This is a genomic window from Streptosporangium sp. OZ121, assembly GCF_051918885.1.
Taxonomy (GTDB): Bacteria; Actinomycetota; Actinomycetes; order Streptosporangiales; family Streptosporangiaceae; genus Streptosporangium.
The window spans coordinates 1-24,790 of record NZ_JBPXMC010000032.1 but is presented as its reverse complement, the minus strand read 5'-3'; the positions used below and the strand labels follow the sequence as shown (position 1 = coordinate 24,790).

27 protein-coding genes, 2 tRNA genes and 1 pseudogene are annotated in these 24,790 nt (G+C 67.9%); 16 read left to right on the top strand and 14 right to left on the bottom strand.

Annotated elements, in window-relative coordinates; all coding sequences use genetic code 11:
* Positions 1-58: 58 nt before the first annotated feature.
* A pseudogene (locus tag ACTOQ1_RS36255) lies at positions 59-202 on the top strand (IS701 family transposase); the annotation flags it as partial.
* Between the two features lie 609 nt (positions 203-811).
* Here the strand turns inward: ACTOQ1_RS36255 and ACTOQ1_RS36250 are convergent.
* Positions 812-1,429: a TetR/AcrR family transcriptional regulator gene (locus ACTOQ1_RS36250; RefSeq protein ID WP_440072493.1), complete on the bottom strand. Its 618-nt coding sequence runs from the start codon at positions 1,427-1,429 to the stop codon at positions 812-814.
* Between the two features lie 103 nt (positions 1,430-1,532).
* Here ACTOQ1_RS36250 and ACTOQ1_RS36245 point away from each other — a divergent pair, with 103 nt between their 5' ends.
* Positions 1,533-2,360, top strand: coding sequence for an alpha/beta fold hydrolase (locus ACTOQ1_RS36245; RefSeq protein ID WP_440072492.1), 828 nt, complete (start codon positions 1,533-1,535; stop codon positions 2,358-2,360).
* Positions 2,361-2,694: 334 nt separating this feature from the next.
* A complete protein-coding gene (locus ACTOQ1_RS36240) occupies positions 2,695-3,252 on the top strand; it encodes an AraC family ligand binding domain-containing protein (protein ID WP_440072491.1) in 558 nt (185 codons plus the stop codon).
* Between the two features lie 148 nt (positions 3,253-3,400).
* On the opposite strand, the gene ACTOQ1_RS36235 is transcribed toward ACTOQ1_RS36240, so the two are convergent.
* Positions 3,401-3,847 carry a hypothetical protein gene (locus ACTOQ1_RS36235; protein WP_440072490.1) on the bottom strand — a complete coding sequence of 149 codons (447 nt, stop codon included), beginning with the start codon at positions 3,845-3,847 and terminating at the stop codon, positions 3,401-3,403.
* Positions 3,848-4,307: 460 nt separating this feature from the next.
* On the opposite strand from ACTOQ1_RS36235, the gene ACTOQ1_RS36230 reads away from it, so the two are divergent.
* From ACTOQ1_RS36230 to ACTOQ1_RS36220, 3 genes are all read left to right on the top strand, one after another.
* Positions 4,308-4,730 (top strand): cellulose binding domain-containing protein, encoded by a 423-nt coding sequence (locus ACTOQ1_RS36230; protein WP_440072489.1) that lies wholly within the window; start codon positions 4,308-4,310, stop codon positions 4,728-4,730.
* A gap of 458 nt (positions 4,731-5,188) precedes the next feature.
* Positions 5,189-5,935 carry a cytidylate kinase family protein gene (locus ACTOQ1_RS36225; RefSeq protein WP_440072488.1) on the top strand — a complete coding sequence of 249 codons (747 nt, stop codon included), beginning with the start codon at positions 5,189-5,191 and terminating at the stop codon, positions 5,933-5,935.
* A gap of 428 nt (positions 5,936-6,363) precedes the next feature.
* Positions 6,364-7,032 (top strand): Type 1 glutamine amidotransferase-like domain-containing protein, encoded by a 669-nt coding sequence (locus ACTOQ1_RS36220; protein ID WP_440072487.1) that lies wholly within the window; start codon positions 6,364-6,366, stop codon positions 7,030-7,032.
* A gap of 159 nt (positions 7,033-7,191) precedes the next feature.
* Here the strand turns inward: ACTOQ1_RS36220 and ACTOQ1_RS36215 are convergent.
* The 7 genes from ACTOQ1_RS36215 to galU form a co-directional block, all read right to left on the bottom strand.
* Positions 7,192-7,265, bottom strand: a tRNA-Ala gene (locus ACTOQ1_RS36215).
* A gap of 57 nt (positions 7,266-7,322) precedes the next feature.
* Positions 7,323-8,063 (bottom strand): divisome protein SepX/GlpR, encoded by a 741-nt coding sequence (gene sepX / locus ACTOQ1_RS36210; RefSeq protein ID WP_440072486.1) that lies wholly within the window; start codon positions 8,061-8,063, stop codon positions 7,323-7,325.
* Between the two features lie 124 nt (positions 8,064-8,187).
* The gene (locus ACTOQ1_RS36205; protein ID WP_440072485.1) at positions 8,188-8,832 is read right to left on the bottom strand and encodes a GNAT family N-acetyltransferase; all 645 of its coding nucleotides are present in this window, start codon (positions 8,830-8,832) and stop codon (positions 8,188-8,190) included.
* A gap of 55 nt (positions 8,833-8,887) precedes the next feature.
* Complete coding sequence (locus ACTOQ1_RS36200; protein WP_440072484.1) at positions 8,888-9,361, bottom strand: MogA/MoaB family molybdenum cofactor biosynthesis protein; 474 nt, start codon at positions 9,359-9,361, stop codon at positions 8,888-8,890.
* A 208-nt stretch (positions 9,362-9,569) separates the two neighbouring features.
* Entirely contained in the window at positions 9,570-10,064 is a 495-nt protein-coding gene (gene moaC / locus ACTOQ1_RS36195; protein ID WP_440072483.1) for a cyclic pyranopterin monophosphate synthase MoaC, read from the bottom strand.
* A 5-nt stretch (positions 10,065-10,069) separates the two neighbouring features.
* Positions 10,070-11,257, bottom strand: coding sequence for a molybdotransferase-like divisome protein Glp (glp, locus tag ACTOQ1_RS36190; RefSeq protein ID WP_440072555.1), 1,188 nt, complete (start codon positions 11,255-11,257; stop codon positions 10,070-10,072).
* Between the two features lie 5 nt (positions 11,258-11,262).
* Positions 11,263-12,162 carry a UTP--glucose-1-phosphate uridylyltransferase GalU gene (galU, locus tag ACTOQ1_RS36185; RefSeq protein ID WP_440072482.1) on the bottom strand — a complete coding sequence of 300 codons (900 nt, stop codon included), beginning with the start codon at positions 12,160-12,162 and terminating at the stop codon, positions 11,263-11,265.
* Between the two features lie 25 nt (positions 12,163-12,187).
* Between galU and ACTOQ1_RS36180 the strand changes: the two genes are divergently transcribed.
* The 5 genes from ACTOQ1_RS36180 (at position 12,188) to ACTOQ1_RS36160 (ending at position 16,945) form a co-directional block, all read left to right on the top strand.
* Positions 12,188-12,769 (top strand): 5-formyltetrahydrofolate cyclo-ligase, encoded by a 582-nt coding sequence (locus ACTOQ1_RS36180; protein ID WP_440072481.1) that lies wholly within the window; start codon positions 12,188-12,190, stop codon positions 12,767-12,769.
* A 176-nt stretch (positions 12,770-12,945) separates the two neighbouring features.
* Positions 12,946-14,451 carry a potassium/proton antiporter gene (locus ACTOQ1_RS36175; protein WP_440072480.1) on the top strand — a complete coding sequence of 502 codons (1,506 nt, stop codon included), beginning with the start codon at positions 12,946-12,948 and terminating at the stop codon, positions 14,449-14,451.
* Between the two features lie 119 nt (positions 14,452-14,570).
* On the top strand, positions 14,571-14,939 hold the full coding sequence (locus ACTOQ1_RS36170; protein ID WP_440072479.1) for an FmdB family zinc ribbon protein: 369 nt from the start codon (positions 14,571-14,573) through the stop codon (positions 14,937-14,939).
* 313 nt (positions 14,940-15,252) lie between these two features.
* A complete protein-coding gene (locus tag ACTOQ1_RS36165; RefSeq protein ID WP_440072478.1) occupies positions 15,253-16,062 on the top strand; it encodes an S-methyl-5'-thioadenosine phosphorylase in 810 nt (269 codons plus the stop codon).
* Between the two features lie 277 nt (positions 16,063-16,339).
* Entirely contained in the window at positions 16,340-16,945 is a 606-nt protein-coding gene (locus tag ACTOQ1_RS36160; RefSeq protein WP_440072477.1) for an RcpC/CpaB family pilus assembly protein, read from the top strand.
* Between the two features lie 69 nt (positions 16,946-17,014).
* Here the strand turns inward: ACTOQ1_RS36160 and ACTOQ1_RS36155 are convergent, their stop codons facing one another.
* Together ACTOQ1_RS36155 and ACTOQ1_RS36150 are read right to left on the bottom strand one after the other, a co-directional pair.
* The gene (locus ACTOQ1_RS36155; protein ID WP_440072476.1) at positions 17,015-17,332 is read right to left on the bottom strand and encodes a hypothetical protein; all 318 of its coding nucleotides are present in this window, start codon (positions 17,330-17,332) and stop codon (positions 17,015-17,017) included.
* Positions 17,329-17,586 (bottom strand): hypothetical protein, encoded by a 258-nt coding sequence (locus ACTOQ1_RS36150; protein WP_440072475.1) that lies wholly within the window; start codon positions 17,584-17,586, stop codon positions 17,329-17,331. The genes ACTOQ1_RS36155 and ACTOQ1_RS36150 overlap by 4 nt, the downstream gene beginning before the upstream one ends.
* Before the next feature lie 919 nt (positions 17,587-18,505).
* On the opposite strand from ACTOQ1_RS36150, the gene ACTOQ1_RS36145 reads away from it, so the two are divergent.
* The 4 genes from ACTOQ1_RS36145 to ACTOQ1_RS36130 all read left to right on the top strand — a co-directional run bounded on the left by ACTOQ1_RS36145 (position 18,506) and on the right by ACTOQ1_RS36130 (position 20,203).
* Positions 18,506-18,769 (top strand): winged helix-turn-helix domain-containing protein, encoded by a 264-nt coding sequence (locus ACTOQ1_RS36145; protein WP_440072474.1) that lies wholly within the window; start codon positions 18,506-18,508, stop codon positions 18,767-18,769.
* A gap of 137 nt (positions 18,770-18,906) precedes the next feature.
* The gene (locus ACTOQ1_RS36140) at positions 18,907-19,758 is read left to right on the top strand and encodes a helix-turn-helix domain-containing protein (protein WP_440072473.1); all 852 of its coding nucleotides are present in this window, start codon (positions 18,907-18,909) and stop codon (positions 19,756-19,758) included.
* 19 nt (positions 19,759-19,777) lie between these two features.
* Positions 19,778-19,975 (top strand): DUF397 domain-containing protein, encoded by a 198-nt coding sequence (locus tag ACTOQ1_RS36135; protein WP_440072472.1) that lies wholly within the window; start codon positions 19,778-19,780, stop codon positions 19,973-19,975.
* 27 nt (positions 19,976-20,002) lie between these two features.
* Positions 20,003-20,203 carry a DUF397 domain-containing protein gene (locus ACTOQ1_RS36130; RefSeq protein WP_440072471.1) on the top strand — a complete coding sequence of 67 codons (201 nt, stop codon included), beginning with the start codon at positions 20,003-20,005 and terminating at the stop codon, positions 20,201-20,203.
* A 55-nt stretch (positions 20,204-20,258) separates the two neighbouring features.
* On the opposite strand, the gene ACTOQ1_RS36125 is transcribed toward ACTOQ1_RS36130, so the two are convergent.
* Entirely contained in the window at positions 20,259-21,293 is a 1,035-nt protein-coding gene (locus ACTOQ1_RS36125) for a D-alanyl-D-alanine carboxypeptidase family protein (RefSeq protein ID WP_440072470.1), read from the bottom strand.
* Between the two features lie 1,158 nt (positions 21,294-22,451).
* On the opposite strand from ACTOQ1_RS36125, the gene ACTOQ1_RS36120 reads away from it, so the two are divergent.
* Positions 22,452-22,524 (top strand) — tRNA-Arg (locus tag ACTOQ1_RS36120).
* Positions 22,525-22,957: 433 nt separating this feature from the next.
* On the opposite strand, the gene ACTOQ1_RS36115 is transcribed toward ACTOQ1_RS36120, so the two are convergent.
* Both ACTOQ1_RS36115 and ACTOQ1_RS36110 read right to left on the bottom strand, forming a co-directional pair.
* Positions 22,958-23,377, bottom strand: a complete 420-nt coding sequence (locus ACTOQ1_RS36115) for a hypothetical protein (RefSeq protein ID WP_440072469.1) — start codon at positions 23,375-23,377, stop codon at positions 22,958-22,960.
* Positions 23,378-23,785: 408 nt separating this feature from the next.
* On the bottom strand, positions 23,786-24,790 hold a 1,005-nt coding region (locus ACTOQ1_RS36110; protein WP_440072468.1), incomplete at its 5' end, for a tyrosine-type recombinase/integrase.

Genomic DNA, 24,790 nt, shown 5'->3' with positions numbered 1-24,790 from the left:
TCGCAGGTCTTGATTCGTTCGGCTCCCCCACGGGACGTAGTCGGGTCATCGTTGGTGCGTGACGTACGCCCTGACCTACGATCGCGTCGTGTGCTGGGATGCGGAACTGACGGCGCTGACCACGCGCATCGCCGCCCCCCTGTTCACCCGCCCCGAGCCGCGACAGGCCTTCACCGACCTGGTGCGCGCCCTGCTGGCCGACGCCACAGCTGCGGTGGAGCGGCAATCAGGCGGATGGTTCACGCTGGTGCATGAGCACCTCGACAGCCAGCGCGCCGACTTGTCGCCCCACTCGCCGGGTGTGTTGCTCGCGCTGAACACCTTGACCGTCCTGGCTGAAGCACCACTCCACGATCGGGCCACGCATCTCCGATACGTTCGGCTTGGGCGTGATGTCCACCTGCGAGTGGCTCGATCCGGCCGCCGTCGCCGAAGTGGGCTACCGGCGGTGGAACGATTTCGCCAGCCACCGGCCCGGCACGGTGCCCGCCATGCTCGGCGCGCTGTTGAATCCGTCGGTGGATGAGGCGTTGAGAATCTGGGCCCTGGACGAGGAGCCGATCAGGGTCATGCGTATCGCGGGCTGCCGCCGGCGGCCGGTCGATGACCGGGCAGCCGGCGGGCGCCTCACCGCCAGCCTGATCGAATGCCGAGACAACTGTCCTGCTCGCGATCAGCGCAGCCGGCGGTTACCGCACCGCCGCGTCCTCGCTGAAAGACCTGGCTGCCCAGGGCGGTCGCGCACGTTACCGGCGGGTGGCCTGGCGAACCGGGGTGTCAGATGCACGCCCCCGAAGGAACCGCTTTGAGATCAGTTCCTGGTTGAGGTCGTGCTGCGCTCATCCGGCGACATCGAGATGGCCGCATCGATCAGGGTCGCGGCCGCGGCGCGAGCGTGGGCGGCCGCCGCCGGGACGCCGCTGATGGCGGCGGTGGTCTGGGCGCCCTCGGCGAGGATGGAGAGCTGGTCGGCGAGGTGCGGTGGAGCGCCGAGGTCGTCGACGAGGGTGGAGACGTAGAGCTGGAAACGCTTCTTGTGATCACGTGCGATCGCCGCGACTTCGGGCGAGACGGCGCTCATTTCGCCGAAGGCGTTGATGAATCCGCAGCCACGGAAGTCGTCCGTGCGGAACCAGGCGTCGAGGAAGTCGTAGACGGCCAGCAGCTTGTCGCGTGGAGTGTCGGCGTCGGCGGCGGCCGCGGAGATGCCGGCATCCCAGATGCCGGAGCGGTACCGCAGCACCTCGGCCAGGAGAGCGGCTTTCGATGGGAACTGGGCGTAGAGCCGCTTCAGGGGAACGCCGGCCGCCGTTCTGATCGCATCCATGCCGACGGCCTGGATGCCGCGCTCGTAGAAGAGCTGGTCGGCGACCCGCACGATGTGCTCGTGCTCGGTGCCCGCCGTTCCGATCGTCTGCTGGCTGGGCATCCTGTGTTCATCTCCCCGACTTGCGCTGAGAACCATCGTTCTCTAGTGTAATGGCCACACGCCGAGAACGAACGTTCTCAGCGGAATGGCGAGAGAGGTCATCATGGGTTACATCACCGTCGGGCAAGAGAACTCCACGCCGATCGAGCTGTATTACGAAGACCACGGCACCGGCCAGCCGGTCGTGCTGATCCACGGCTATCCGCTGGACGGGTCGTCCTGGGAGCGTCAGGCGCGTGAGATCCGCGCCGCGGGTCACCGGGTCATCACCTATGACCGCCGCGGGTTCGGCAAGTCCTCGAAGGTCGAGGCCGGCTACGACTACGACACCTTCGCCGGTGACCTGAACACGCTGCTCACGGAGCTGGACCTGACCGACGTCATCCTCGTCGGATTCTCGATGGGCACCGGGGAGCTGGCGCGCTACGCGAAGCTGTTCGGCACCGACCGGGTGGCGAAGTTCGCCTTCCTGGCGTCGCTCGAGCCCGGGATGCTCGGTCAGGGCGTGCCGCAGTCGCTCTTCGACGGCATCGAGGCTTCCGCGAAGGCCGACCGGTTCGCCTGGTTCACCGAGTTCTACAAGAACTTCTACAACCTCGACGAGAACCTCGGCACCCGCATCTCGCAGGAGGCGGTGACGGCGAGCTGGAACACCGCCTCCGGCAGCGCGCCTGTCGCCGCGTACGCGGTCGTGTCGAGCTGGATCGAGGACTTCGCCGCCGATGTCGAGGCGGTGCGCGCGAGCGGCAAGCCGGCGCTGATCGCCCACGGCACCGCGGACAACATCCTGCCCATCGACGTCACCGGCCGTCCGTTCCACGCAGCGTTCCCCGAGGCCGAGTATGTGGAGATCGACGGTGCGCCGCACGGCATGCTCTGGACCCACGCCGAGGAGGTCAACGCCGTCCTCGTGCCCTTCATCACCAAGTAGCCACCCGCTCGCAGCCTCCCGCCGAGCCACGGCCTGGCTGAACGAATCGGTACGGTGTCGCCCCCGGCGGAAGCCGGCGCGGTCATCGCCCGCCGGGGGCGCACCGAGCCGGTGCCGCCCCGGCGCACGATCCGCTGCGGTCTCTGCCCTCCGGCGTCCGTCGGTCGTCGTACCCTGACCGGTTCCGCCACCGCGCCTTCTCGCATCGGCCGGACCCGCAAGAGACATCCAGTCGATGCCGGCGGCTACACGCGGGACCGGCAACCGTCTCCGGTCACCGCACTGGCGCCCGCCTGCCGGGCGCCGGGGGCGGCCGGGGGGTTAACCTGGGCCGATGACGGGGCGGTGTCGTGACGACGACGGCGGCCGGGCGGGCGGCCTCGACGGGCTCCGGGGCCATCTGGCCGCGGGAGCGGGCGGGCATCGGCTGCGGTTCGGCTCCGGCGCCGCGGGGATCGAGCATCTTGAGGCATCGCCGGTCGGTGCGGGGTTCGCGCCGCACCGGCACGACACCTACGCGATCGGGGTAACCCTGGCGGGCGTGCAGACGTTCCGCTACCGGGGTGAGCCGCGCCACTGCCTGCCCGGTGACTGGCACGTCCTGCATCCCGACGAGGTGCACGACGGCAGGCCGGGCACGGACGAGGGCTTCGGCTACCGGATCCTCTACGTCGATCCGTACCTCGTGCAGCAGGCGCTGGGCGGGCGGCCGCTGCCGTTCGTCGCCGACCCGGTCTCGAGGCGGCGCGAGGCGCGTTCGCCGCTGTGGGCGTGGCTGCGCCGCATCGACGAGCCGCTCGACGACCTCCAGCGGCTCGATCTGGGGCGCGAGGGAGGTTGCGAAGATCGCTTCCCGCGCCCAGGAAGATCGCTTCCCGCTGAGAGCGCCTAACAGAATGAGCTCGGCTGTGCTTTGATCTCTCGCTGTGGACGACTGCGTGGTCTCGCCGTATCGACACGCTCAGGGTGAGGACGTGGTCATCCCTCTCGCAGAGGCAGAGGTCTCCATTGAGGCCGGACTCTTTCGGTGACCACCTCGGTCAGACGAACATCCAGCAGTAGAGCAGTTGGTCGTGCTCCTTCGCGCGGCGAGCCAGCCCGACAAGATCCTTGACCAGGGACAGCAGGTATTCCCTGTCGTCCGAGGAGTAGGAAGAGAACTCCTCGATCTTCGTCCAGCGTTCCGCCACCGCGGGCAGTGATGAGTCGTCCGCTCCGGCGAGGATGTCGCGCGCGTTCATCGACAACTCGTAGATGGCCGCCCCACCCAGGTAGGGGGAGTCCTCAGGCAGGGCATCCCACTCCTCGTCGGTCTGCGGGGCCGGATCGGGATACGAGGGGTACAGGGGCACCGCATCGACCAGGCCGAAGGAGAAGTCGACATCGCCGATGAACGCCACGAGCTGGCCCAGGATCACCTGAGGGTCGATCCATTTGGTCTCCACGGCGTCGAACCCGGCGACTCCGTACTCAGGATCGTCGATCACACGGGAACGGTCCGGTTGAACGGTCGCCGCCGCACGATCCGCAGCCCGGTAGTACTCACAAAAGACGCTCACGCGAGCGATCCTGGCCCGTCACGCACAATCAGGGCAACCCTCGAGCATACCTGCCCGGCGACCACTGAGCCCTTTTCAACCTCTTTCGCAGCGAACTCTGACCAGCGTCGATGCGGCTCACATCCGAAGTGTGGTGATGCTCCGCCGGAATCCTTGGGCACAGGTGAGGAAGTCGGCAGCGGAGATACATTCCTCTGACCTGCGGGGCGCAGGATGAAAATAGCTCATTGAGCTATTTTGTTTCACAGGTCTGTGAGACATGAATATGGCTGCTATTGAATAGCTGAAACTTTCGGCGCCGTTGACGGTGTTCGACGCCGACCGTATCGTTCGACCATCGCCTATGCGCGCTGCTTTCATCGCGCGCACTTCCTGACAGGAGTGGCAAATGACAGAACGACATGTCCGCCGGCGACGGCGCCTGACCATGTGGCTGGTGGCCGCCCTACTCGGCGCGTTCACCGTCGTGACCCCCGCTGACGCCGCCACCACCTGCACGCTGACGTTCAAAGCCAACTACCGGGCGACCGTCGGCGGGCAGTACAGGTGGCAGGTCGATGCGCAGCTGACCAACACCGGCACGGCGCCGTCGACCACCTGGGAGGCGGTCATCGACTTTCCCTTCTCGGCGGGCGCGGTCGTTCACCTGTACTGGAATGTGAAGAGGTTCTCGACGAACGTGTGGAGACCTGCGTCGTGGAACGGCGTCATCCTGCCGAACAAGTACGCGAACTTCGGGTTCGACATCGGCATGCCCATGACGAATACCTCGCCGCCTCTTCCCACTTCCAGTCAGTGCACCATCACCTGACAGCGGAATCGCGGCACGGTAAGACAACAACAAGGCTCCCGGTTCGGGCATCGGATCTTGGTCGACTGCTGTCCTTACCGGGAGCTTCATCTCGGCCTCGACCCCGGTTCCTGCGCCTCCCGTGACCAGCACCGTCACGATGAAAAAGGCTCACTGTCGGATATGACCGACGCCTTAGAGCTGACAGGCTCACGGCAGGACGCTTATGTACGCCATGTTGTCCATCGGCAGCCCCGCGGCCACGACCTGCTCGCGCAGGTCGCTGCTCATGTGCGCCCCTTTGAACTGCTCCACCGTAACGAGGGCGGAAGGCCATCTGGCCGACTCCACCCAGATTTCAGGCGGCTCCCTGCGCGATACGGACCAGCCACTCTGGTTCAGTTGCTGAGTAATGATTGAGACCTGTGGATCGGCCGGGAGGGGTGTACCTTCCCGGTGATCGTCTGTAGGTCTCACGCATGGCCGACGCGCCGACGGTGAGAGAGGCAGCAATGGACCAAGGCACCCGCGGCGAGCTCATCAGTCGGCTGGCCGAGGCGATCAGATCCGTCACGACCGCGCACCCGCTGCGGGTCGCCATCGACGGGCCGCCCGCCGCCGGCAAGACCACGCTGGCCGACGAGCTCGCCGTCGTCCTGCGCGCACAGGACCGCGACGTCATCCGCGCGACCATCGACGACTTCCTCTTCCCCCGTGCACAGCGCTACCGACGCGGCCAGTACTCGGCCGAAGGCTGCTACTTCGACGCCCACGACCACACCGCGCTGTGCCGGTTCCTGCTCGATCCGCTGGGCCCAAGCGGAGACCGAAGGTTCCAACACACGGTCTACGACAGAGACACCGACACCCCATCGTCCCCGCCGGTCACGACCGCCCCCGCAGACGCCGTACTGCTCTTCGACGGCGTCTTCCTCCTGCGCCCAGAACTCATCGACCGGTGGGACCTGCGCATCTTCGTGTCCGTCCCATTCGAGCAGACGGTAGATCGTGCCCGGGACCGAGGCACAGCGCTGGCCGGATCCACCGCCGACACCGCCGACACCGCCGAAATCGAACGGTCCTGGCGCAACCGCTATATCCCCTCCCAACAGCTCTATTTCGCCACAGCCCGCCCGGCCGATCACGCCGACATCATCGTGTACAACGATCAGATCCAACGGCCGACCTGGGAAGTCCGACCCCACTCATCGATACACAGGGTTTGACAATTGCTCTGAAGAAACGATCAGAACCGTAGTCACTCAGTTAGTCACCCGGCAACGCAAGAGGCCACTCCCGATCTCTCGGAAGTGGCCTCTGACCTGGTGGAGATGAGGGGATTCGAACCCCTGACCCCTTCGATGCGAACCCCGGTGGGGCATACCGCTTCCGGTCATCGGATGCCATCCGGTGCCGTCAGGTGCCGTGACGATGACGTCCGTTGATCCCCGCTGCGCTCCCATGTCAGCGGGTCCGCTGACTTTTCGCTGACTCCGACCAGCCGCCCACCCTGGGGTGACCATGGCTACGAGAAGCCGCGTTTCCCGCGCCCGGCACGAATTTGTCGGTCTTGTACGCCATGATCAGCGCTCGTATGCACCGATCTCCCGACTCTCGACGAGAGCGTCATGACCGCTCCGTACAGGAGGCAAGCGTGAAGCTTCTTCTCACTTCCGGCGGCGTCAAGAACCCGAGCATCCACAGCGCGCTGGTCGACTTACTGGGCAAACCAATCGCCGACTCCAACGCCCTCTGTATCCCCACCGCCAGCTACGGGCACCCCCAGGGCAGTCCCGGTGGGGCATGGCGTTTCATCAGCGGTCGGTCCTCCACCCCCATGTGCGAGCTGGGTTGGAAGTCCTTGGGAGTGCTGGAACTCACCGCGCTGCCCAGCATCGACGAAGAACGCTGGATCCCGTGGGTCCGAGAGACAGACGTCCTGCTGGTGAATGGCGGCGACGCCCTGTACCTGTGCCACTGGATGCGACAGTCGGGGCTGGCGGATCTCCTGCCGTCGCTACGCAAGACGGTCTGGGTGGGACTGAGCGCCGGAAGCATGGTGATGACCCCCCGTATCGGAGAGGACTTCGTCGGTTGGGAACCGCCCGCCGGGAGCGACAACACACTGGGCGTCGTCGACTTCTCGATCTTCCCGCACCTGGATCACGAGCTCCTGCCGGAGAACACCATGGCCCACGCGGAAAGATGGGCGGCCGGAATCCCAGGTCCGGCGTATGCGATCGACGACGAGACCGCCATCAGAGTGACCGAGGGCACCGTCGACGTCGTGTCCGAGGGGCACTGGAGGCTGTTCTCCTCCTGACACCAACAGGGCTCGCACGGCGGTCGCCGACTTTTCGCTGATCCCGGTCCGCGAAGGTCCTTCGGAGGCCGTACGCCCCTCGGAGAACGAAGCGACCTCATGGCCTCTGAACAGCGAAAAGGCCCGGTTCCATGATCTGGAATCGGGCCTTTCGTCTTGTGGAGATGAGGGGATTCGAACCCCTGACCCCTTCGATGCGAACGAAGTGCGCTACCGGACTGCGCTACATCCCCAAGACGTGGACTAGATTAGCAAACTTCCGGGGGCGCTCGCGCCATCCGGAGCGCGGGTCAGTCGCCGACCGCGCGGCGGGGCGTCTCCGCGTACTGGTCGAAGATCTCGTCGCGGTGCGCGGCCAGGTCGATGATCTCGGCCACGGGGCGCTGGGCCTCCAGTAGGGCGGCACGGCGGCGGGCGCGCTTGGCACGTTCCGCGCGGGCCTGGACGATGGCTGCGCGCCGCTCGGCGTCGATCTGGACCGTGACCCTGAGAACGGCCATGTAGGCGCCCAGGAGCACCACTGAGGGCGCCACACCCCACCAGGGGATGACCTGGACGGCCGCCGTCACCACGGAGGCGAGCAGGAGCAGCACGCACCAGAGCGTCAGACGCCTGCGCTTGGCCACCTGCTTGCCCCGGCGGCGGAGTTCCGCGCGGCGGCGCTCGGACGCGGCCCTGCCGGCGGCGGTCCTGCCGGGTGCGGGCTTCCCGGCCGGGGGCCGGGCGGGCTGGGCCTCACTCCCGGTCTCGGACGCTGCCTGGGCACCCGGCGAGGCTTCCTCGGCACCGGGCGACGGAACCTCCCCCTCCGGGGAGAGCGAGGGCTCGGGCAGGTCGGGGGAGGAGACGGGCAGGGGCTCGGTGAGGGTCTCGGCCGAGTCCTCGTCGACCGCCCGCTCGTCGTAGGCGTACGGCTCGATGTCCTTGTGGGTCTCGGCCAGGGTGTTCCGGTCGCGATGCAGCCACATGGGCACGAGCACGCACAGCCACATGACGACGATGGCCAGGTAGAGAACGACACCGCTGCTCACGGCCACCTCCGGGCAGCATGAAGACGCGCATGGTCTCCCGGCGTCCTCAATCTGCTCATGTCACGCACCGTAAGACCGCGTGTCACTATTTGACGAGCATTCGATGCGGTGTGTCGCGAGATCTTCAAACCTCTTCGTGCGGAGTGCCACCGTGGGCGGCCGCCTCACGGGCTCGCCGCCACCGTACGAGCAACCCCCTCGGGGCGTCTTCGACCGTGAGTGCGTAACAGATGTGGTCGCGCCAGGCACCGTCGATGTGCAGGTGCCGACGTCTGATCCCTTCTTCCCTGAAACCGAGCTTTTCAACCACTCTGCGGCTCGCATGGTTCTCTGGGCGGATATTGGCCTCGACGCGGTGCAGCCCGGTGGTGAAGAAGCAGTGGTCGACGGCCATGGCGACCGCGGTGGGGGTGATCCCGCGACCGGCCAGCGCCCCGTCCACCCAGTAGCCGATCTGGGCCGACCTGGCGGAGCCCCAGACGATGGCGCCCACGGTGAGCTGCCCGGCGAAGGCGCCCTCGTAGGTGACGACCCACGGCAGCGCGAGACCCTGCCTGGCCTCCCTGCGCAGGGTTCCGGCCATGGAGATGTAAGGACCGAGACCGGTCTTGAAGAGAGGGGTCTCGGGATTGCTCGGCTCCCAGGGACGGAGCCAGTTCGCGTTGCGCAGCCGCGATTCCCGCCAGACGCGCACGTCCCGCAGCCGCAGCGGCCGAAGTCCTACCGGGCCTTCCGCAAGGGTCACCGGCCAGCCACGAAGTCGATCCACGCCCTCATCATCTCCCGAAGAAGGCCCGCCGTGCCATGGGAGCGGGGGAGGCGGATCAGCGGGGGTGATCTCCGCCCCGGATCTGGTCCACGGCATGCCTGAGCACGGGAGACAGCACGCCCATGCCGTCGCGCACCCCTCCCGAGGAACCCGGCAGATTGACGATCAACGTGCTGCCCGCTTGCCCGGCGAGCCCACGGGACAGGATGGAGGTGGGTACTTTGTCCCGGTTCACCTGGCGGATGGCCTCGGCGATGCCGGGAACCTCCCTGTCGATCACCCGCCGGGTCATCTCCGGGGTGAGGTCCGCCGGGGTCAGGCCGGTGCCGCCGGTGGTGACGATCACGTCGTACCCCTCGGCGACCCCGGACCGCAGCGCCGCCTCGACCGGCTCGCCGTCGGGGACCACCTCCGGGCCGTCCACGTCGCACCCGGCCGCCGCCAGCAGATCGGCCAGCAGCCTCCCCGAGGTGTCCTCGTACGTCCCCGCCGCGGCCCGGTTGGACGCGGTGATCACCAGAGCTCTCATGGGCTCATCCTCCCAGTCTCCCGGGGGCCCGGTCTTCGAGGACCCGGCCTGCTGAGGACCCGGCCTATCGGGGATCCGGTCTCCCGAAGATCAGGCGTCCTTCGTGACGGGATGTTCCCTCCGCCTCGTGACATCCCGTCCTGGGGTGTCACGAGGCGGGATATCCCGGAGCGGGATGGCTCGAGGCGGGATATCCCGGAGCGGGATGTCAGGGGCGGGTCCAGATCCCCGTCTTGCCGCCGGTCTTCTCCTCGACGCGGACATCGGTGATCACGGCCGCCGGGTCGACCGCCTTGACCATGTCGATCAGGGCGAGCGCGGCGACCGAGACCGCGGTCAGCGCCTCCATCTCGACGCCGGTACGGTCGGCGGTCCTGACCCGTGCCGTGATCTCCACGCCGTCGTCGACCACGACCAGCTCGACCTTGACCCCGTGCAGCGCGATGGGGTGGCAGAGCGGGATCAGGTCGGGGGTCCGCTTGGCGCCCATGATCCCGGCGATCCGCGCGGTGCCGATCGCGTCGCCCTTGGGGACCTCCCCCGACCGCAGCAGCGCCACGGCCTCGGCGGACAGCAGCACCCGGCCGGTGGCTGTCGCCGTACGGAGGGAGACGTCCTTGGCCGAGACGTCCACCATGCGCGCCGCGCCGGTCTCGTCGAGGTGGGTGAGTCCGGCCGCTTCGCTCCGGTCCCGATCGTTCACAGGGTTCACAGGGGGATGACCTCCACGTCCGTACCCTCGGGAAGCTCGGTGACGTCCTCGGGCACCACGATCAGGGCGTTGGCCGCGGCCAGGGCGGCGAGCTGGTGGGAACCCTGCCCGCGCACCGGGCCGACCGTACCGCCGGGGCCGAGCACGCCGCGCAGGTAGGAGCGCTTGCCCTCTGGCGAGCGGATCGGGCCGGTGGTGACCGCCCGCACGGTCGGCGTGGGCTCCTCGGGCAGGCCCTGCATCCTGCGCAGCGCCGGCCGGACGAACAGGACGAACGACACGAACGATGAGACCGGGTTGCCGGGCAACGCGAAGATCGGCACCTGGTCCTCGCCGACCACGCCGAACCCCTGGGGCATGCCCGGCTGCATGGCGACCCGCTCGAAGCGGACCGTGCCGAGCGGGCCGAGAGCCTCCTTGACGGGCTCGTACGCGCCCATCGAGACACCGCCGCTGGTGATCACGAGGTCGGCCCGCAGCAGCTGCGCGTCGAGCTGGTCGAGGAACCCCGCGGCGTCGTCGCCGACGATCCCCGCCCGGTAGCCCTCGCCACCCGCCTCGCGGACACCGGCGATCAGGGCGAAGCTGTTGGACTCCCAGATCTGGCCGGGTCCCAACGGCAGGCCGGGCTCGACCAGCTCGGCTCCGGTGGAGATCACGACCACCCGCGGGCGTGGCCGTACGAGAACCCTGCGGCGGCCGACACCCGCCAGCACCCCGAGCTGCGCGGGGCCGATCGGGGTGCCCACGGGCAGGACGACGTCGCCCGCCCGCACGTCCTCCCCGGACCTGCGGATGGCGTGGCCCTTCCCCGCCGGGCGGCCGATCGCGACCTGCGCGGTGCCGCCGTCGGTCCACTCGACCGGGACCACCGCGTCGGCCCCGGCGGGCAGCGGGGCCCCGGTCATGATCCGCATCGCCATACCGGGACCGATGGCCTGCAACCGGCCGTCTCCGGCCGCGATGTCGTCGATCACCGGGAGCGTCACCGGGGCGTCCGCGACGTCCTCGGCCCGCACGGCGTAGCCGTCCATCGCCGAGTTGTCGAAGGGCGGCAGCGAGACCGGGGCCGTGACCTCCTCGGCCAGCGTGGTGCCCAGCGCCCGTTCCAGCTCCAGCTCCAGCGGGGCGAGCACCCGCACGGTGCGGAGGATGTCGGAGAGGTGATCGTCGACCGATTTCAGGGAGCTCATCGCGAGGCCAGGAACTCCTTGAGCCAGGGCATGAAATCGGGCGCCAGGTCGGGACGCTCGGCGGCGAACCGCACCACCGTGCGCAGGTATTCGAGCTTGTCGCCGGTGTCGTAGCGACGCCCCCTGAACAGCACGCCGTGCACCGGGCCGCCCTGGTCGGCGCCACGCCCGGCGAGGGTACGGAGCGCGTCGGTGAGCTGGATCTCGTTGCCGCGCCCCGGCGGGGTGTTCTCCAGGACCTCGAAGACGGCCGGGTCGATCACGTACCGGCCGATGATGGCCCAGTTGGACGGGGCCTCGTCGGCGGGGGGCTTCTCCACCAGGTCGGTCACCCTGACCACGTCGTCCTCACCGGTGGGTTCGATGGCGGCGCAGCCGTACAGGGAGACCTGCTCCTGGGGGACCTCCATCAGCGCGATGACGCTGCCGCCGTGCGTGCCGCGTACCTCGATCATGCGCTTGAGGAGCTCGTCGCGGTGGTCGATGAGGTCGTCGCCGAGCAGGCAGGCGAAGGGATGGTCGCCCACGTGCTGCTTGGCGCACAGGACGGCGTGGCCGAGGCCGCGCGGCGTGCCCTGCCGTACGTAGTGCAGGGTGGCCAGGTCGGCGGGCTCCCGCACCTGGGAGAGGCGCTCGTCGTCGCCCTTGGCCTCCAGGATCTCCTCAAGCTCGTGGGCCCGGTCGAAGTGATCCTCGATGGAACGCTTGTTCTTCCCGGTGACCATGAGAACGTCGAGCAGCCCGGCGGAGACGGCCTCCTCGACGACATACTGGATCGCGGGCTTGTCGACGATGGGCAACATCTCCTTGGGGGTCGCCTTGGTCGCCGGAAGAAAACGGGTGCCCATACCCGCCGCGGGAACGACTGCTTTCGTCACAGCTTCGAAGTCGGCCATAACCGAAACCTTAATGGAGGGACCTGTGGACAAGCTGACGCTGCGTGCCACGATCGAGGCCGCACGCGCCTCGATCCCCGGCGAGAAGCGGCACGCGGCCTCCGTCCAGATCAGGGAATCCCTGCTGGACCGGCCCTGGGTCCAGATGGCCGGGCTGGTCGCGTGCTACTGGTCGATCGGGACCGAACCGGCGACCCACGGGCTGGTCTTCGCCCTGTGGAAACACGGCGCGACCGTGATCCTGCCGGTGCTCCGCGACGACGACGATCTCGACTGGGCGGTGTACGACGGCCCCGACACCCTCGCCCCCGGCCGCTTCGGGATCATGGAACCGGTCGACACCCGGCGCGGCGTCGACGCCGTCAGGACCGCGGCCCTGGTGATCGTGCCCGCGCTCGCGGTGGACAGGTCCACCGGGGTACGGCTGGGCCGCGGCGGCGGCTCCTACGACCGGGCGCTGGCCAGGGTCGGCCCGAACGTGCCGACGGTGGCACTGCTCCACGAGGGCGAGCTGCTCGACGACGTGCCCACCGAGCCCCACGACCTCGCGGTCCGCTACGCGGCGACCCCCGAGGGAATTTTCAAGACCACCGCCGCGCAGGTGTGACCGACCGGCGGAACGGGGCGTGACCGACCGAGGAGCACAGGTGTGACCGACCGGCGGAAACGCCGCTGGACGCGGGGCTGAAGGCGTCGGAATCGTGACAGGGAGTACGCGCCGCTCGTGCGTGGCGCCCCTCTCGAATGCGACACAATGGTCCCCGGAGTCAGAGGGGGGACCAGATGGGACTGGACGTCTGGCTGCTTCTCGGTGCCGGAATCGTCATCGCGGCCATCGTCGCAGTACGTGTCGCCCATCGGAGCGGACTGCCCAGCCTCCTGATCTTCCTGGGCTTCGGGTTGCTCGTCGGCGAGTCCGGGATCGGGTTGCAGTTCGAGAACCCCCAACTCGCGCAGGAAATAGGCCTGATCGCACTGGCGATCATCCTGGCCGAGGGCGGCCTGACCACCACCTGGAGCCACGTCAAGGGCGCCATTCCCACCGCCCTGGTACTCGCCACCGTCGGCGTGGGGGTGAGCATCGCGGCCGTCGCGATCCCGGTGCACCTCATCCTCGGCATGGACTGGCGGACCGCGCTCCTGCTCGGCGCGATCCTCGCCTCCACCGACGCGGCCGCCGTCTTCTCCGTACTGCGCCGCCTGCCCCTGCCCTCGCGCCTCGCCGGCATCCTGGAGGCCGAGTCGGGCCTCAACGACGCGCCCACGGTGATCGCCGTCATGCTGCTGAGTGCCGCCACCTCGCCCAGCCTGGGGATGGCGCTGTTCGAGGTGCTCCTGGAACTCGTGGTGGGCGCGGCCGTCGGCCTGGCGGTCGCCCCGCTCGGCGCGTACGCGCTGCGCCGCATCGCGCTGCCCGTCTCCGGCCTGTACCCCATCGCGGTGCTCGCGCTCGCGTTCGTCGCCTACGCGGGAGCCACGCTGCTGCACGGCAGCGGCTTCCTCGCGATCTATCTCGCGGCACTGGTCATGGGCAACTCCCGGATGCCGCACCGCGCGTCCTCGCGGGGTTTCGCCGAGGGCGTGGCCTGGCTGGCGCAGATCGGCCTGTTCGTCATGCTCGGCATGCTGGCCAGCCCGTCGGAGATGCCTGCCGCGATCGTGCCCGGCCTGGTGGCCGGGCTGATCCTGGTCGCGGTGGCCCGCCCTTTGTCGATCATGGTTTCCTCGCTGCTGGTCCGGCTGATGCGCATCGACCGGCTGGGCTGGCGGGAGCAGGCCTTCCTGTCGTGGGCCGGGCTGCGCGGCGCGGTGCCCATCGTGCTCGCAACCATTCCCTGGGCCGCCACCTCCGTTCCGGACGGCACCGCCAAGTTCGTGTTCAACGAGGTCTTCGTGATCGTCATCGTCTACACCCTGTTGCAGGGGCCGACGCTGCCGTTCGTCGCGAAGCTCCTCAAGCTGTCCACCCCTGACGAGGCCCGCGACCTGGAGGTCGAGTCGGCGCCGCTGGAGGAGCTCAACGCCGACCTGCTCCAGGTCAGGGTGCCGCCGACGTCCAAGCTGCACGGTGTGGAGATCTTCGAGCTGCGGCTGCCCACGGACGCCCAGGTGACGTTGATCGTCAGAGACGGCCGGACGTTCGTCCCCACCGACTCCACGAGGATCAGGACCGACGATCAGTTGCTGGTGGTGACCACGGCCGCCTGCCGCGACACGGTCGAACGCCGGATGCGCGCGATCAGCCGCAAGGGCAAGCTCGCGGGCTGGTTCGGCGAACGCGGCACCTGACCGGGATTCAGCTACGGAATGCGAGGACTCCGACTCGCGTTTAAGCTTGTCGGCTGCGTACCATTAGCAGTCGCGCCACTAGAGTGCCAATCGGCGCGGATCATTACGAGGAGGAGCGCGTGCCCACCTACCAGTACGCCTGCACAGCCTGTAACAACCAGTTCGAAATCGTCCAGAAGTTCTCCGACGACGCTCTCACCGAGTGCCCGAGCTGCGCGGGCGACCTGCGCAAGGTGTTCTCCGCGGTCGGCATCGTCTTCAAGGGCTCGGGCTTCTACCGGACCGACAGCCGGTCCTCGTCGTCGAGCACGGTGACGTCCGCGAACGGTTCGTCGAGCTCGTCGAGTTCGTCGGACTCCTCCGGTTCGAAGTCGTCCGACTCGTCGAGCTCGTCCGACTCGTCCTCGTCGAAGTCGTCGAGCTCCTCGTCCTCGTCGGACTCCACGTCGACGAAGACCGCGAGCAGCACGGCCGCCGCGGCCTCCTGAGCCGCGTCCCCGTCCCCGTCCCCTCGAACCCACCACCCCCTCCCCCGGGCGGCCGTCCGACCGGCCGCCCCCGGCCATGGCTTCCCACCCGCTCCTCCACCGGCCGAAGCGGGGGCGACGAGCCCCGGCCCCTCCGCCCGCCGCCGGTCATCACCGGACGGCCCGCGGTCGGTTCAGCACAGCACGCGTGACCTCCGATCGACGTCCCACCGTTTTCACCGAAAGCGATCGGGCGACTACCCGGGGAAGCGGTTATCCACAGGCCGTCACCCTGGCTCCTCAGGGACCGGCCCGTGGCGCTAACCTCGGCTCCATGGTCACTCGCGCGGACATCGGAGTCATCGGCGGCTCGGGCTTCTACTCCCTGCTCGACGACGCCACAGAAGTCGAGATCACCACGCCGTACGGCCCTCCCAGCGACGTCGTCACCGTCGGCCGGATCGGGTCGCGCTCGGTCGCCTTTTTGCCCCGCCACGGCCGCGACCACCGCTTCCCCCCGCACCGGATCCCCTACCGGGCGAACCTGTGGGCACTGCGTTCCCTCGGCGTCCGCCAGGTCCTCGCCCCCAGCGCGGTCGGCTCCCTGCGCGCCGAGATCGGCCCCGGCGCCCTGGTCGTCCCCGACCAGATCGTCGACCGCACCTCGGGCCGGGTGCAGACCTACTACGACGCGGACGGCGTCGTCCACGTCGCCTTCGCCGACCCCTACTGCCCCTCGGGCCGCGCGGCGGCCGTCTCCACCGCGCGTTCCGCCGACTGGGAGGTGACCGACGGCGGCGCCCTCGTGGTCATCGAGGGCCCGCGCTTCTCGACCCGCGCCGAGTCCCGCTGGTTCAGCGGCAACGGCTGGTCGATCATCGGCATGACCGCCTCCCCCGAGGCCGTCCTCGCCCGCGAGCTCGCCCTCTGCTACACCTCGGTCTCCCTCGTCACCGACCACGACGCCGGGGTCGAGGCGGGCGAGGGGGTCACCCACGACGAGGTCCTCGCCTTCTTCGCCACCAACGTCGGCCGCATGCGCTCCCTCATCGGCGACATCGTCGCCGCCCTCCCCGAAGAGCGCACCTGCCCCTGCCAGAACGCCCTGGACGGCCTCAAGCTCCCCTTCGACCTCCCCGGCTGATCCTGCGGCCGGCGGCCCCGGCATCACCGCCAGGTGAGTCACCCGGCGAAAACCGAAAAGGGCTGAATCCCGCTCCCCCGGCCACGCCACCCGGATCCGTCGAGAACCCTCGATCCACCCCGCCCCGCCGATCGGCGGGGCATCCCACCCACCCCGGACACCGCCCCGCCACTCGGCGGGGCATCCCACCCGCCACGGGCACCACGCCACCACTCGGCGGGAATGTCCCACCCATCACGGGCACCGCGCCGCCCGACTCCCACCCTTGGAGTCAGCCATGCGCGCTCTGCGCCGCTTCCTCGACCGCCGTCACCGTCTCATCGCCACCGCCGTCGCCGCCCTCGCGATGGGATGCGCCGTGCTGGCGCTGCGCCCGGACACCGCCTCGGTGACCGTCCTGACCGCCGCCAGGGATCTTCCCGGAGGCGTGCTGGAGCCGGCCGACCTGACACCGGCCCCGCTGAGACCCGGTACGGTCCCCGACGGCGCCCTGAGGCCCGGCACGCCGTACGCGGGAAGGATCCTGACGGGTCCGGCGCGGCGCGGGGAGCCGCTGACCGACGTCCGCCTGCTCGGCCCCGGCCTGCTGGCCGCCCACGGCGAGGGGACGGTCGCCACCCCGGTACGCGTCGCCGATCCCGAGACCGCGCGCCTGCTCTCCCCGGGTGACGTGGTGGACGTGCTCGCCGCCACCTCGACATGGGACGGCGATGCTCCGGCGACCATCGCGGCCGAGGACGTCATGGTCCTGGCCACCCCGGGCGGGGAGTCGGAGCGGGGCGCGCTCGTCGTGCTCGCCACCACGTCAGCCCAGGCGACCGAGCTGGCCTCCGCCCAGGCCGGCGGGCGGCTCTCCATCACGATCGGCCCTCGCGGGGGATGAATCTCACGACGACCGGTGGAGGGCACGGCGACCCGAGCCGGGAAGCTCTGGCCGCCGTACCCCCCCGGCTCAGGGACGATCGGTCCCGGTGAACGCCCAACGCCGAGTGATCGCGGTCATCTCGGCCTCGCGCATCTGGGTTTTCAGGCCCTCGACGGTCCGGTCGCAGAGCAGCAGCGGTTCCGGGGTAGGCCAGGTGGCGATGGCGTGGAAGAGACGGCTGCCGGTGCCATACAGCACGGCCCACCCCGGCCAGGTGATCTGCAGCAATGCGGCCTCGGCGCGGGCCTCGTGGTCCCAGGCGTAGTGGGGTACGGCGGCGGCGGCCAGGCCGTCGCGGTGGCGCCCGCGAGCGGAGGCCCGCCTGATCGGAACGCGGCGGATCACGAGATCACCCGCCCCGCGGCCCGCTCCTCCTGAGCCTCCCCGGCGACGGCCTCCCCAGCGATGGTTTCCTGCCGGTCGGTCTCGGCCCGCAGGGCATCGAGGGTGTCGGCGTCGACGGTCCGTTCGGCCCCGGCGTCGAACGCGACCGCTGAGAAGGGCTCCTCCCGACTGGCCCACAGCCGCCCGGCGTCACTGAGAATCAGCCGCCAGCCGGGGATGGCCTGTTCGGGTGTGCCGGATTCACCATCGTCCATTGATTGGACCTCCATCCCATCAAGGGCCCGTCCGGTCGTTGGTAGCGGTGGACGGGCCCGCCTTGTGAAGCGGGAAAGGACATGGAGGGGTGGACCGTACGGGCCGGACGGCCGGTACGGAGCTGGAGTGAGCACCGCGCGGCACGGGATGCGGGCGGTTGTTCGCCCAAGGTGGTGCCCGATGCCCCGGGACCGAAGTGGCCGGGTTGGGTGGGGCGCGCGATGACGCCCGGCATCGGGCCGGGGCGGCCTGGTCAGAACGGCCCTGGATGGGAGCGGCGGGCGACGACGGCCGCGCACCCGGCACGATGACGGCGCCGGTACGGTCCGAGCCTGCCGGGGAGGACGCAGAACGGACACCGGCGAGACCTTCGTGGCCTGTGCCTGTGCCTGTGCCTCTGCCTGTGCCTCTGCCTGGGCCTGGGCCTGGGCCTGGGCCTGCTCCGCGGACCGCTGGGCGGGCACCGGGGAGATCGCCTCGGCCCGGCGCGCGGGGGCGCGCGGCTCGAAGTAGGACGGAGAGCGATTCCCGGTGCGGCGGGCCTCCAGACGGATGGCCATCAAGGCGCCCGAGGGCTGCGCGTACTCGTGCTCATGATCGGCGGGCTGGTCGGGGCAACCGTGCGCGTAGGGGGCGTGCCCGCAGGCGGCACACCCCATCGGCAACGGCGGTACGTCGGCGAAACAGGCGCAGCCGCTCGCCGTGGTCCGGTCGAGGACCGGAGCACTAGGGTTGTTCACGGGTCAGGACTCACTTCCTGATCAAGGACCCGTCCGGTCGTTGCAGCGCCGGACGGGTCTCGTGTTACTAGGCACGAGCAGAGGGAGTAGCAGGCTCTACCCTGGTGCACCACAGTGGAGCAGGGTAGAGCCTGAGCAGGTTGAGTAGGGCAAAGTGCAGCCCTTTACGGTACGGATCATGGAGTGGGACGAAGATCGCACAATCTGGGAGCAGCTTTACAGCACCCTTCGTGAGCGCATAGTAAGTGGTGAATATCGGGAAAGATCCGTTATTCCTAGCCTTACCCAGCTGGAACAGGAGTTCGGCGTCGCCAGGACCACGATCCAGAAGGTCTTGCGCATCCTGAAAGACGAATCCCTGATTCGCACCATCCCCGGCAAGGGAACGTATGTACGCCCACAGCACGAATGGCGACATAACGCACATAGCCCGGAAGGGTGACGAGACAGGGGGCATCAGTGGTCCTCCAGCCGTCGCGCGATTCTTACATCGCAGGCATCATCTCTCCCGATGACAACAGGACGCTAGGATTTCCGGAAGAATTTTAGAAACTTCTATTTTTCACGGAAGACTGGATCATGATGGCTGGCTCGGGTCCGACGGTACGGCAGCGCCAACTGGCATCAGAGTTGCGCAGGCTTCGTGAGCTCCAAGGACTTACCGGGGAGCAAGCGGCGCGACGAGTCGGATGGCAGCCATCCAAGATCAGTCGTATCGAGCACTGCGCATCCCGGGTGAAGGCCGCCGACTTGATCACCCTGCTGGACACTTACGGAGTATCAGGGAAAGTACGTCAGAGTCTGATCACCTTGCAGGCGTCAGCTCGTGAGCACGGATGGTGGGACGTCTACGATGACCTGCCATCCGACTACGCGGGCTACATCGGCCTGGAGTCCGACGCCACCGCGATCAGGTGCTACAGCATGCAGCTCGTACACGGGCTACTCCAGACCGAGGAGTACGCACAAGCTGTCATCAAGGCGACGATGATGTCTCAGAAACCGGCCGAGGAGATCGACCGGCGCGTCGAGGTTCGGATGACCCGCCAGGCCGCGTTGGGCAAACCCGAGCCCCTGCACATCCATTCGATCATCGACGAGGCCGCGCTCCGCCGCGTGATGGGCGATCCCGAAGTGATGAGCAAGCAATGCGCCCACCTGCTTACTCAGGCTCGGCAACCGCACGTGACGATTCAGGTCCTACCGCATGATGCTGGAGCGCATCCCGCCGTCGTTGGTCCCTTCGCAATCCTGAACCTTCCTGGCACCCAACCAGACGTCGTTTATATCGAGACGATGGCGAGTAGCATCTACATCGAAGCAGATACCGAAGTTCACCAGTACAACCTGGTTTTCAACCATCTATGCGCGATGGCACTTAATCCCGATGATTCCCTCACCTTTCTCCGTGCCATTGCGACCGCAACCTGAACGTACGGAGGATGCCGAGATGCCGGACCTGGCAGTTACCCCCGCGTGGCGCAAATCCACCCTCAGCGACGGCGGCAACGGCTGCGTCGAAGTGGCCACCAACCTGCCGGCGCTCATCGCCGTACGCGACAGCAAGGACCCGTTCGGCCCTGTGCTGACCTTCTCTCCGACGGCCTGGGACGACTTCCTGACAGGCATCCGCAGCGGAGAGATCTGACCCGGCGACGAGCGTTGAGGAGCAACCATGATCTCCCCTGACCTGTCCGGCGCCGAATTCCGCACCTCCAGCCTCAGCGGAGCCAACAACAACTGCGTCGAGGTGGCCACCAACCTGCCGGGACTCGTCGCCGTACGCGACAGCAAGGACCCGTCCGGCCCAGCGCTGACCTTCACCCCCGCGGCCTGGAACAACTTCCTGACAGGCATCCGCACCGGAGAACTCTGACCCGACACCGAGCACTGGCCGCAGGTACAGCGCCCGCGAGACCGCGACCGAGCCCTTACAGCAGGGATCCGATCTTGGGGTCGTACTCCCAGTGCCAGGGCTCGAAGGGGCTGACGTAGGCCCACTTGGGGTGAATCCAGCCGAACTTCTTGCCGTTGGTCTCCAGCCAGTTGAACTCGGCCGAGCGGAAGCGCTCGACGCCCCCGCACAGGTCGACGGCGAGGCCCAGGCCGTGGTTGCTGCGGCCCGGGATCGCCGCCAGGCCTGGACGGGTGTAGTAGACCGACTGCTGCTCGGCCAGGCTCCGGTAGCTGTCGGTCACGCACATCGGCCTGCCGAACTGCCGCTTGTACGCCTCGTTGAGGCTGATGAACGCGAGCGCGGCGTCCCCCCGCAGCTGGTTGCCCCGCTGCTGGAGGGGGCAGAGGTACGCCTGCGGGATGAGCCCGTTGGGGAACTCGCTCATCGAGGTCGCCCTGGTCGGGTCGCACCCGGCCGCCGGCTGCCCCTTCTTGTTGATCTTGACGCCCAGCTTCACCAGGGCCTTGGTCAGGGACTGCACGATCTTCTGCGAGCGCACCCTGAGCGTCTCGATCTCGGCGCCCATCTGCGCCTCCGCGAGGAGGTTGCTCGCCCGGAGTTCCTGCGCCTCGCCCGCCAGGCGCTCCCGTTCCAGTTGCAGGCGGCTGCTGTCCTCAAGGATCAGGTCACGCTCGGCGACGATCTGGGTGAGACCGGCCATCGCGCGCAGGGTGTCGGTGTCGGACTCACCGGACAGGAAACCGGCCACGTCACCACCGGTCGGCTGCTGGTAGAGGACCCCGACGAGGTCCGACAGCGGCTGCCTTACCTGGGCGAAGGCCCTCTCGGCCACCTGCAATTCCCGCAGCTTGGTGGAGAGCTCCTTCTCCGAGGTGCGGATCTGGGTCCGCCTCTGCTCCAGCGCCTTGGTCGCGGCCTCAAGATCCTTGGCGGCCTTCTCCGCCTCGCGACGCAGTTCTGTGAGATTCACCGGCTCCGCGGCGACGACGGCCTGAACCTCCGCCGGCGCCCGCTGCGCGGCAGCGGCTCCCGGCAGGAAGGAAGTCATTGTCGCGACGACGGCGATCAGACCCGCTGATCGACGAGGTGGCACGTTCGACCCCTCCGTTTGCGAACTCGTGACCTGGGTCAGGCACGCACGCTACTACAGCTGACCAAGTGCACGGGCCAGACTCTCCACAGCCGCTATGCGCCGAACACCCCATTTTGGGACCGGACAAGTCAGACTTCTTGCCGCGCGCGCTTCTTGCAGACCTCCCAGAGCCACGTCCCCTTCCACTCCGCCGAACACCCCTCGCGGGGCTCAGGTGGCGCGAGTGGCGGCGTTCGCTCCCCCCGAGGCTCAGGCGCCACAGAGGGCGGCAATGCCACCTTCCGTGGCCCTCTGGAGCCTTGCGGGCGGGTCTTTATGGGAACGACCACATCTGTCTCACCCGCACCATCCGTCCCATTTGACTCATGGGCACCATCCAACTGGCCGGACCCACTCGGGCCATCTTCCGCGTGACGCACTCCCGATTTCGCCGCGACGGGTACCCATCCCCCGTACACCCGCTCCGGCCGCAATGGCGGAGGCAGCAGCCTCGGCTCGAACATCCGGCTCCGTACGGGCCCGACCACGACCGGCACCACGGCCACCGCGTCCCCCGGCGTCTCCTCGTCCGGCGACCCGCCAGGCCTCCCGGCCCCCAGCCGCGACGCCGCACCGGTCCAGGCTCCCCCACTCCCCTGGGGGCCCTGCCGTTCCCCACCCTTCGCCCAGAGACCTTCATCTCCATGAAGCGTCTCCGCTTCCCCGGATTCCTCGGCTTCTTCCGTCTCCGCTGCCTCTGCGGCCCCCCTGCCCTTTTCGGCTTTTGCGGGTACTTCGGCCTCGCCAGGTCCCTCAGGCTCCGCATCGGCGTCGGCCATCTGGATGGCCGCCTCGTAGCCGGTGAGCTCGGCCACCAGTAACCCCCCGGCCAGAAGCGCGGGTGCCAGCATCGCGCCACACAGCACCACCGGTCGCAGGGCGCGATGCCCGCGGATGCGCTTCCGTCGCCTGTCGATCACGGAACGTGACGCTAACCTCGCCCACCACCCCACACCCGCCCACTTGCCGCCCTTTTACTCCAGGTCAGCGAAGCGATAACCCACCCTCTGCCCCCAACTCCCCCTCGGAGCGCGCAACCACTCGCCACTTTCGCTACTCTTACTAGGAGCCCCTGCCTCCGTAGCTCAGGGGATAGAGCACCGCTCTCCTAAAGCGGGTGTCGCATGTTCGAATCATGCCGGGGGCACTCTTCCAACCAGCGAGAACGCTTGCCCACCTGGGCTTTCGCGCACTCCCCCTCCGCTAGCCGCAGGCAGCTGCATGCCACTGTAGGCAGCCACATGTCAGTGGCCACGGAGCATGCACGTGATGATCTTGAGTGCGTTCTCGCAGATCGCGGCCAACGACTCAGACGTCCACAGAGTGAGTCTTCGCCCTTCGAAGCAGATCATCGTGCCGGAAAGTTTTGCCTCAAGCGACGCTGGGGCCATCCGCTCGTCACGAGTACTCGCGACGAGCGGATAGATGCGAGGCATACGTCAGTCTTGGAAGGAATGCCTATGACTCCAGTAGCCGGCCAAGGCGACTGGAGTCACATCACCCCTGTACCGTCTCAAAACCCATCACATGCAAATTGAGCCGAGAGTCTTCTAGAACGGCTACACGGGACGCCCAACGGATCAGTAAGACCCGGGCCGGCCCGCTCCGGAGTAGTGCTCCTGCACGCGGGTGTACTGCTTCACCCAGAACGTGTCTCTCTCAGCTTTTGAAGCACCTGGCCGGAGCAGCTTAAGCTCTGTTGCCAGGGCGTAGAAGCCGCCACCCGGGTCGGTTCCGCCCTTATGTGTCACGAGTGCCGAGATCATCAGCTTGGTTTCTGGATAGGTCCTCTTCACGATCAGCCCCAAGAGGTATCCGATACCAGCTCGCTCATCAGCCCGCCCAAAATCGAAGCCGGGAAGGCCAGTTCTCTGCATCAAAGCATTGTTGAGATCCTCGTACGACGTCGCGCTTGGACTTTGAGCACGCTCGATGAGAAACTCCAGTCCAACCTCCGTAAGCTGATCCCATGTCTCTTCGTCGCGACTGTACTTGTACATTAAATCGCCTCCAACGGAGATGGTAACGAGAAATCCGGAAGTCGGATGACGCATGGCCAGATCGCCAAAGGCTTCAGGCCGGCGGATGTGGCCGCACTTTTTGCGTTCCGAGCCGGCCCGATTGGCGTAGTAGTCACTCCCGGGTTGACGAAGTGAGCATCGGGGTCGGACAGCAGGTGCCAGACGATGACCAGCAAGGAAAGATCTACCGCGGTGATCACGCGTTTTTTGTCATGGCGTCGGGTGATGTGCCGATAGCCTCCACCTGAGGAAGGCGTCGCCCCTACCCGTGATCACCACTGCCTCGCGCAGGGCGAGCTCCGATCAGGATCGCCCTCTGAACAGGGCGAATAAGACCCATAACAAGAAGGCCCCGACAAGAGCCAGGGCCTTCCAATTCCTAGTGGCTCAGACGTCGAGCGCGTCAGATATTTGCCGGTTGGCTCGTGGTCTCTGTCCTTCGATGCACTTGGCGTAGACACGCAGAAGAACATCAACACCATGACCGGCACGCTGGGCTACCTCGGTCGGAGGAACCCCGGCGTTCAGCCAGAGCGAGACCGCAGCATGCCTCAGGTCGTACGGCCGGGCGGCCAGTGGTGAGGCCGCCTGCTCCGGAGTGAGCGCCAGTTCCCGCGCGATCCGCCAGACCCCCGAGTAGGCCGAGGCGGAGAACGGCCGCCCACCCGATGTGCGAAACAGCCTGCCGTCGCCGGCGACGCCGTGCCTCTCGATGTGCTCGCGAAGGATCCGCACAAGGCGAGGAGGGATGGGAATCTCCCTGGTGTCGTCAACAGCCCGGTGCTTAAGTCCTCGCGAGTCGTGGCTCTCCCCCGAGTCGGTCCATCGCTTGTTTGCCTGGGGGCGCGCCCTCTCCAGAACGATCAATCCCCAGCCCTCGGCGGGAAGTTCACAGTTCTGTCGCCGCAGGCCCGCCGCCTCCTCCGGCCGGAGCGCCGCGTAGTACATACAGGCGAACAGGGCTGCCAGGCGAGGACCCCGTGAGCGCCCTACCTGTGTCACCGCAGCCAGAAGCGCCCGAGCCTGAACCGGGTTGACGACTGTGCGAGGGTCAACCGAAGCGGCGGCTTTCGGCGGCTTCCACTTGACCAGTTTCAGCGGATTGGACGGGAGTTCTTTGAGCTCCACTGCCGTCTCCATCATGTGGTGGAAGACGCCTCGCTTGCGGCGGACCGCGTTGGCCGCCGCTGGCTTCCCGTCGAAGCGGAGCGCGATCGCATCAAGAGCCGCCCGGACGGTGTTCGGCTCTTGCAGGTCGACCAAAGGCCGGGAGGCGGACTCCAGCCAGCGAAGCGCAGCGATGTACTCCGCCGGCGTGGTGTGCCCCTGGTCTTGTGGAGGCGGGTTCTTGGATTCTTGTGCCATTCGTTGAGAGGAGAGTGGCATGGGACG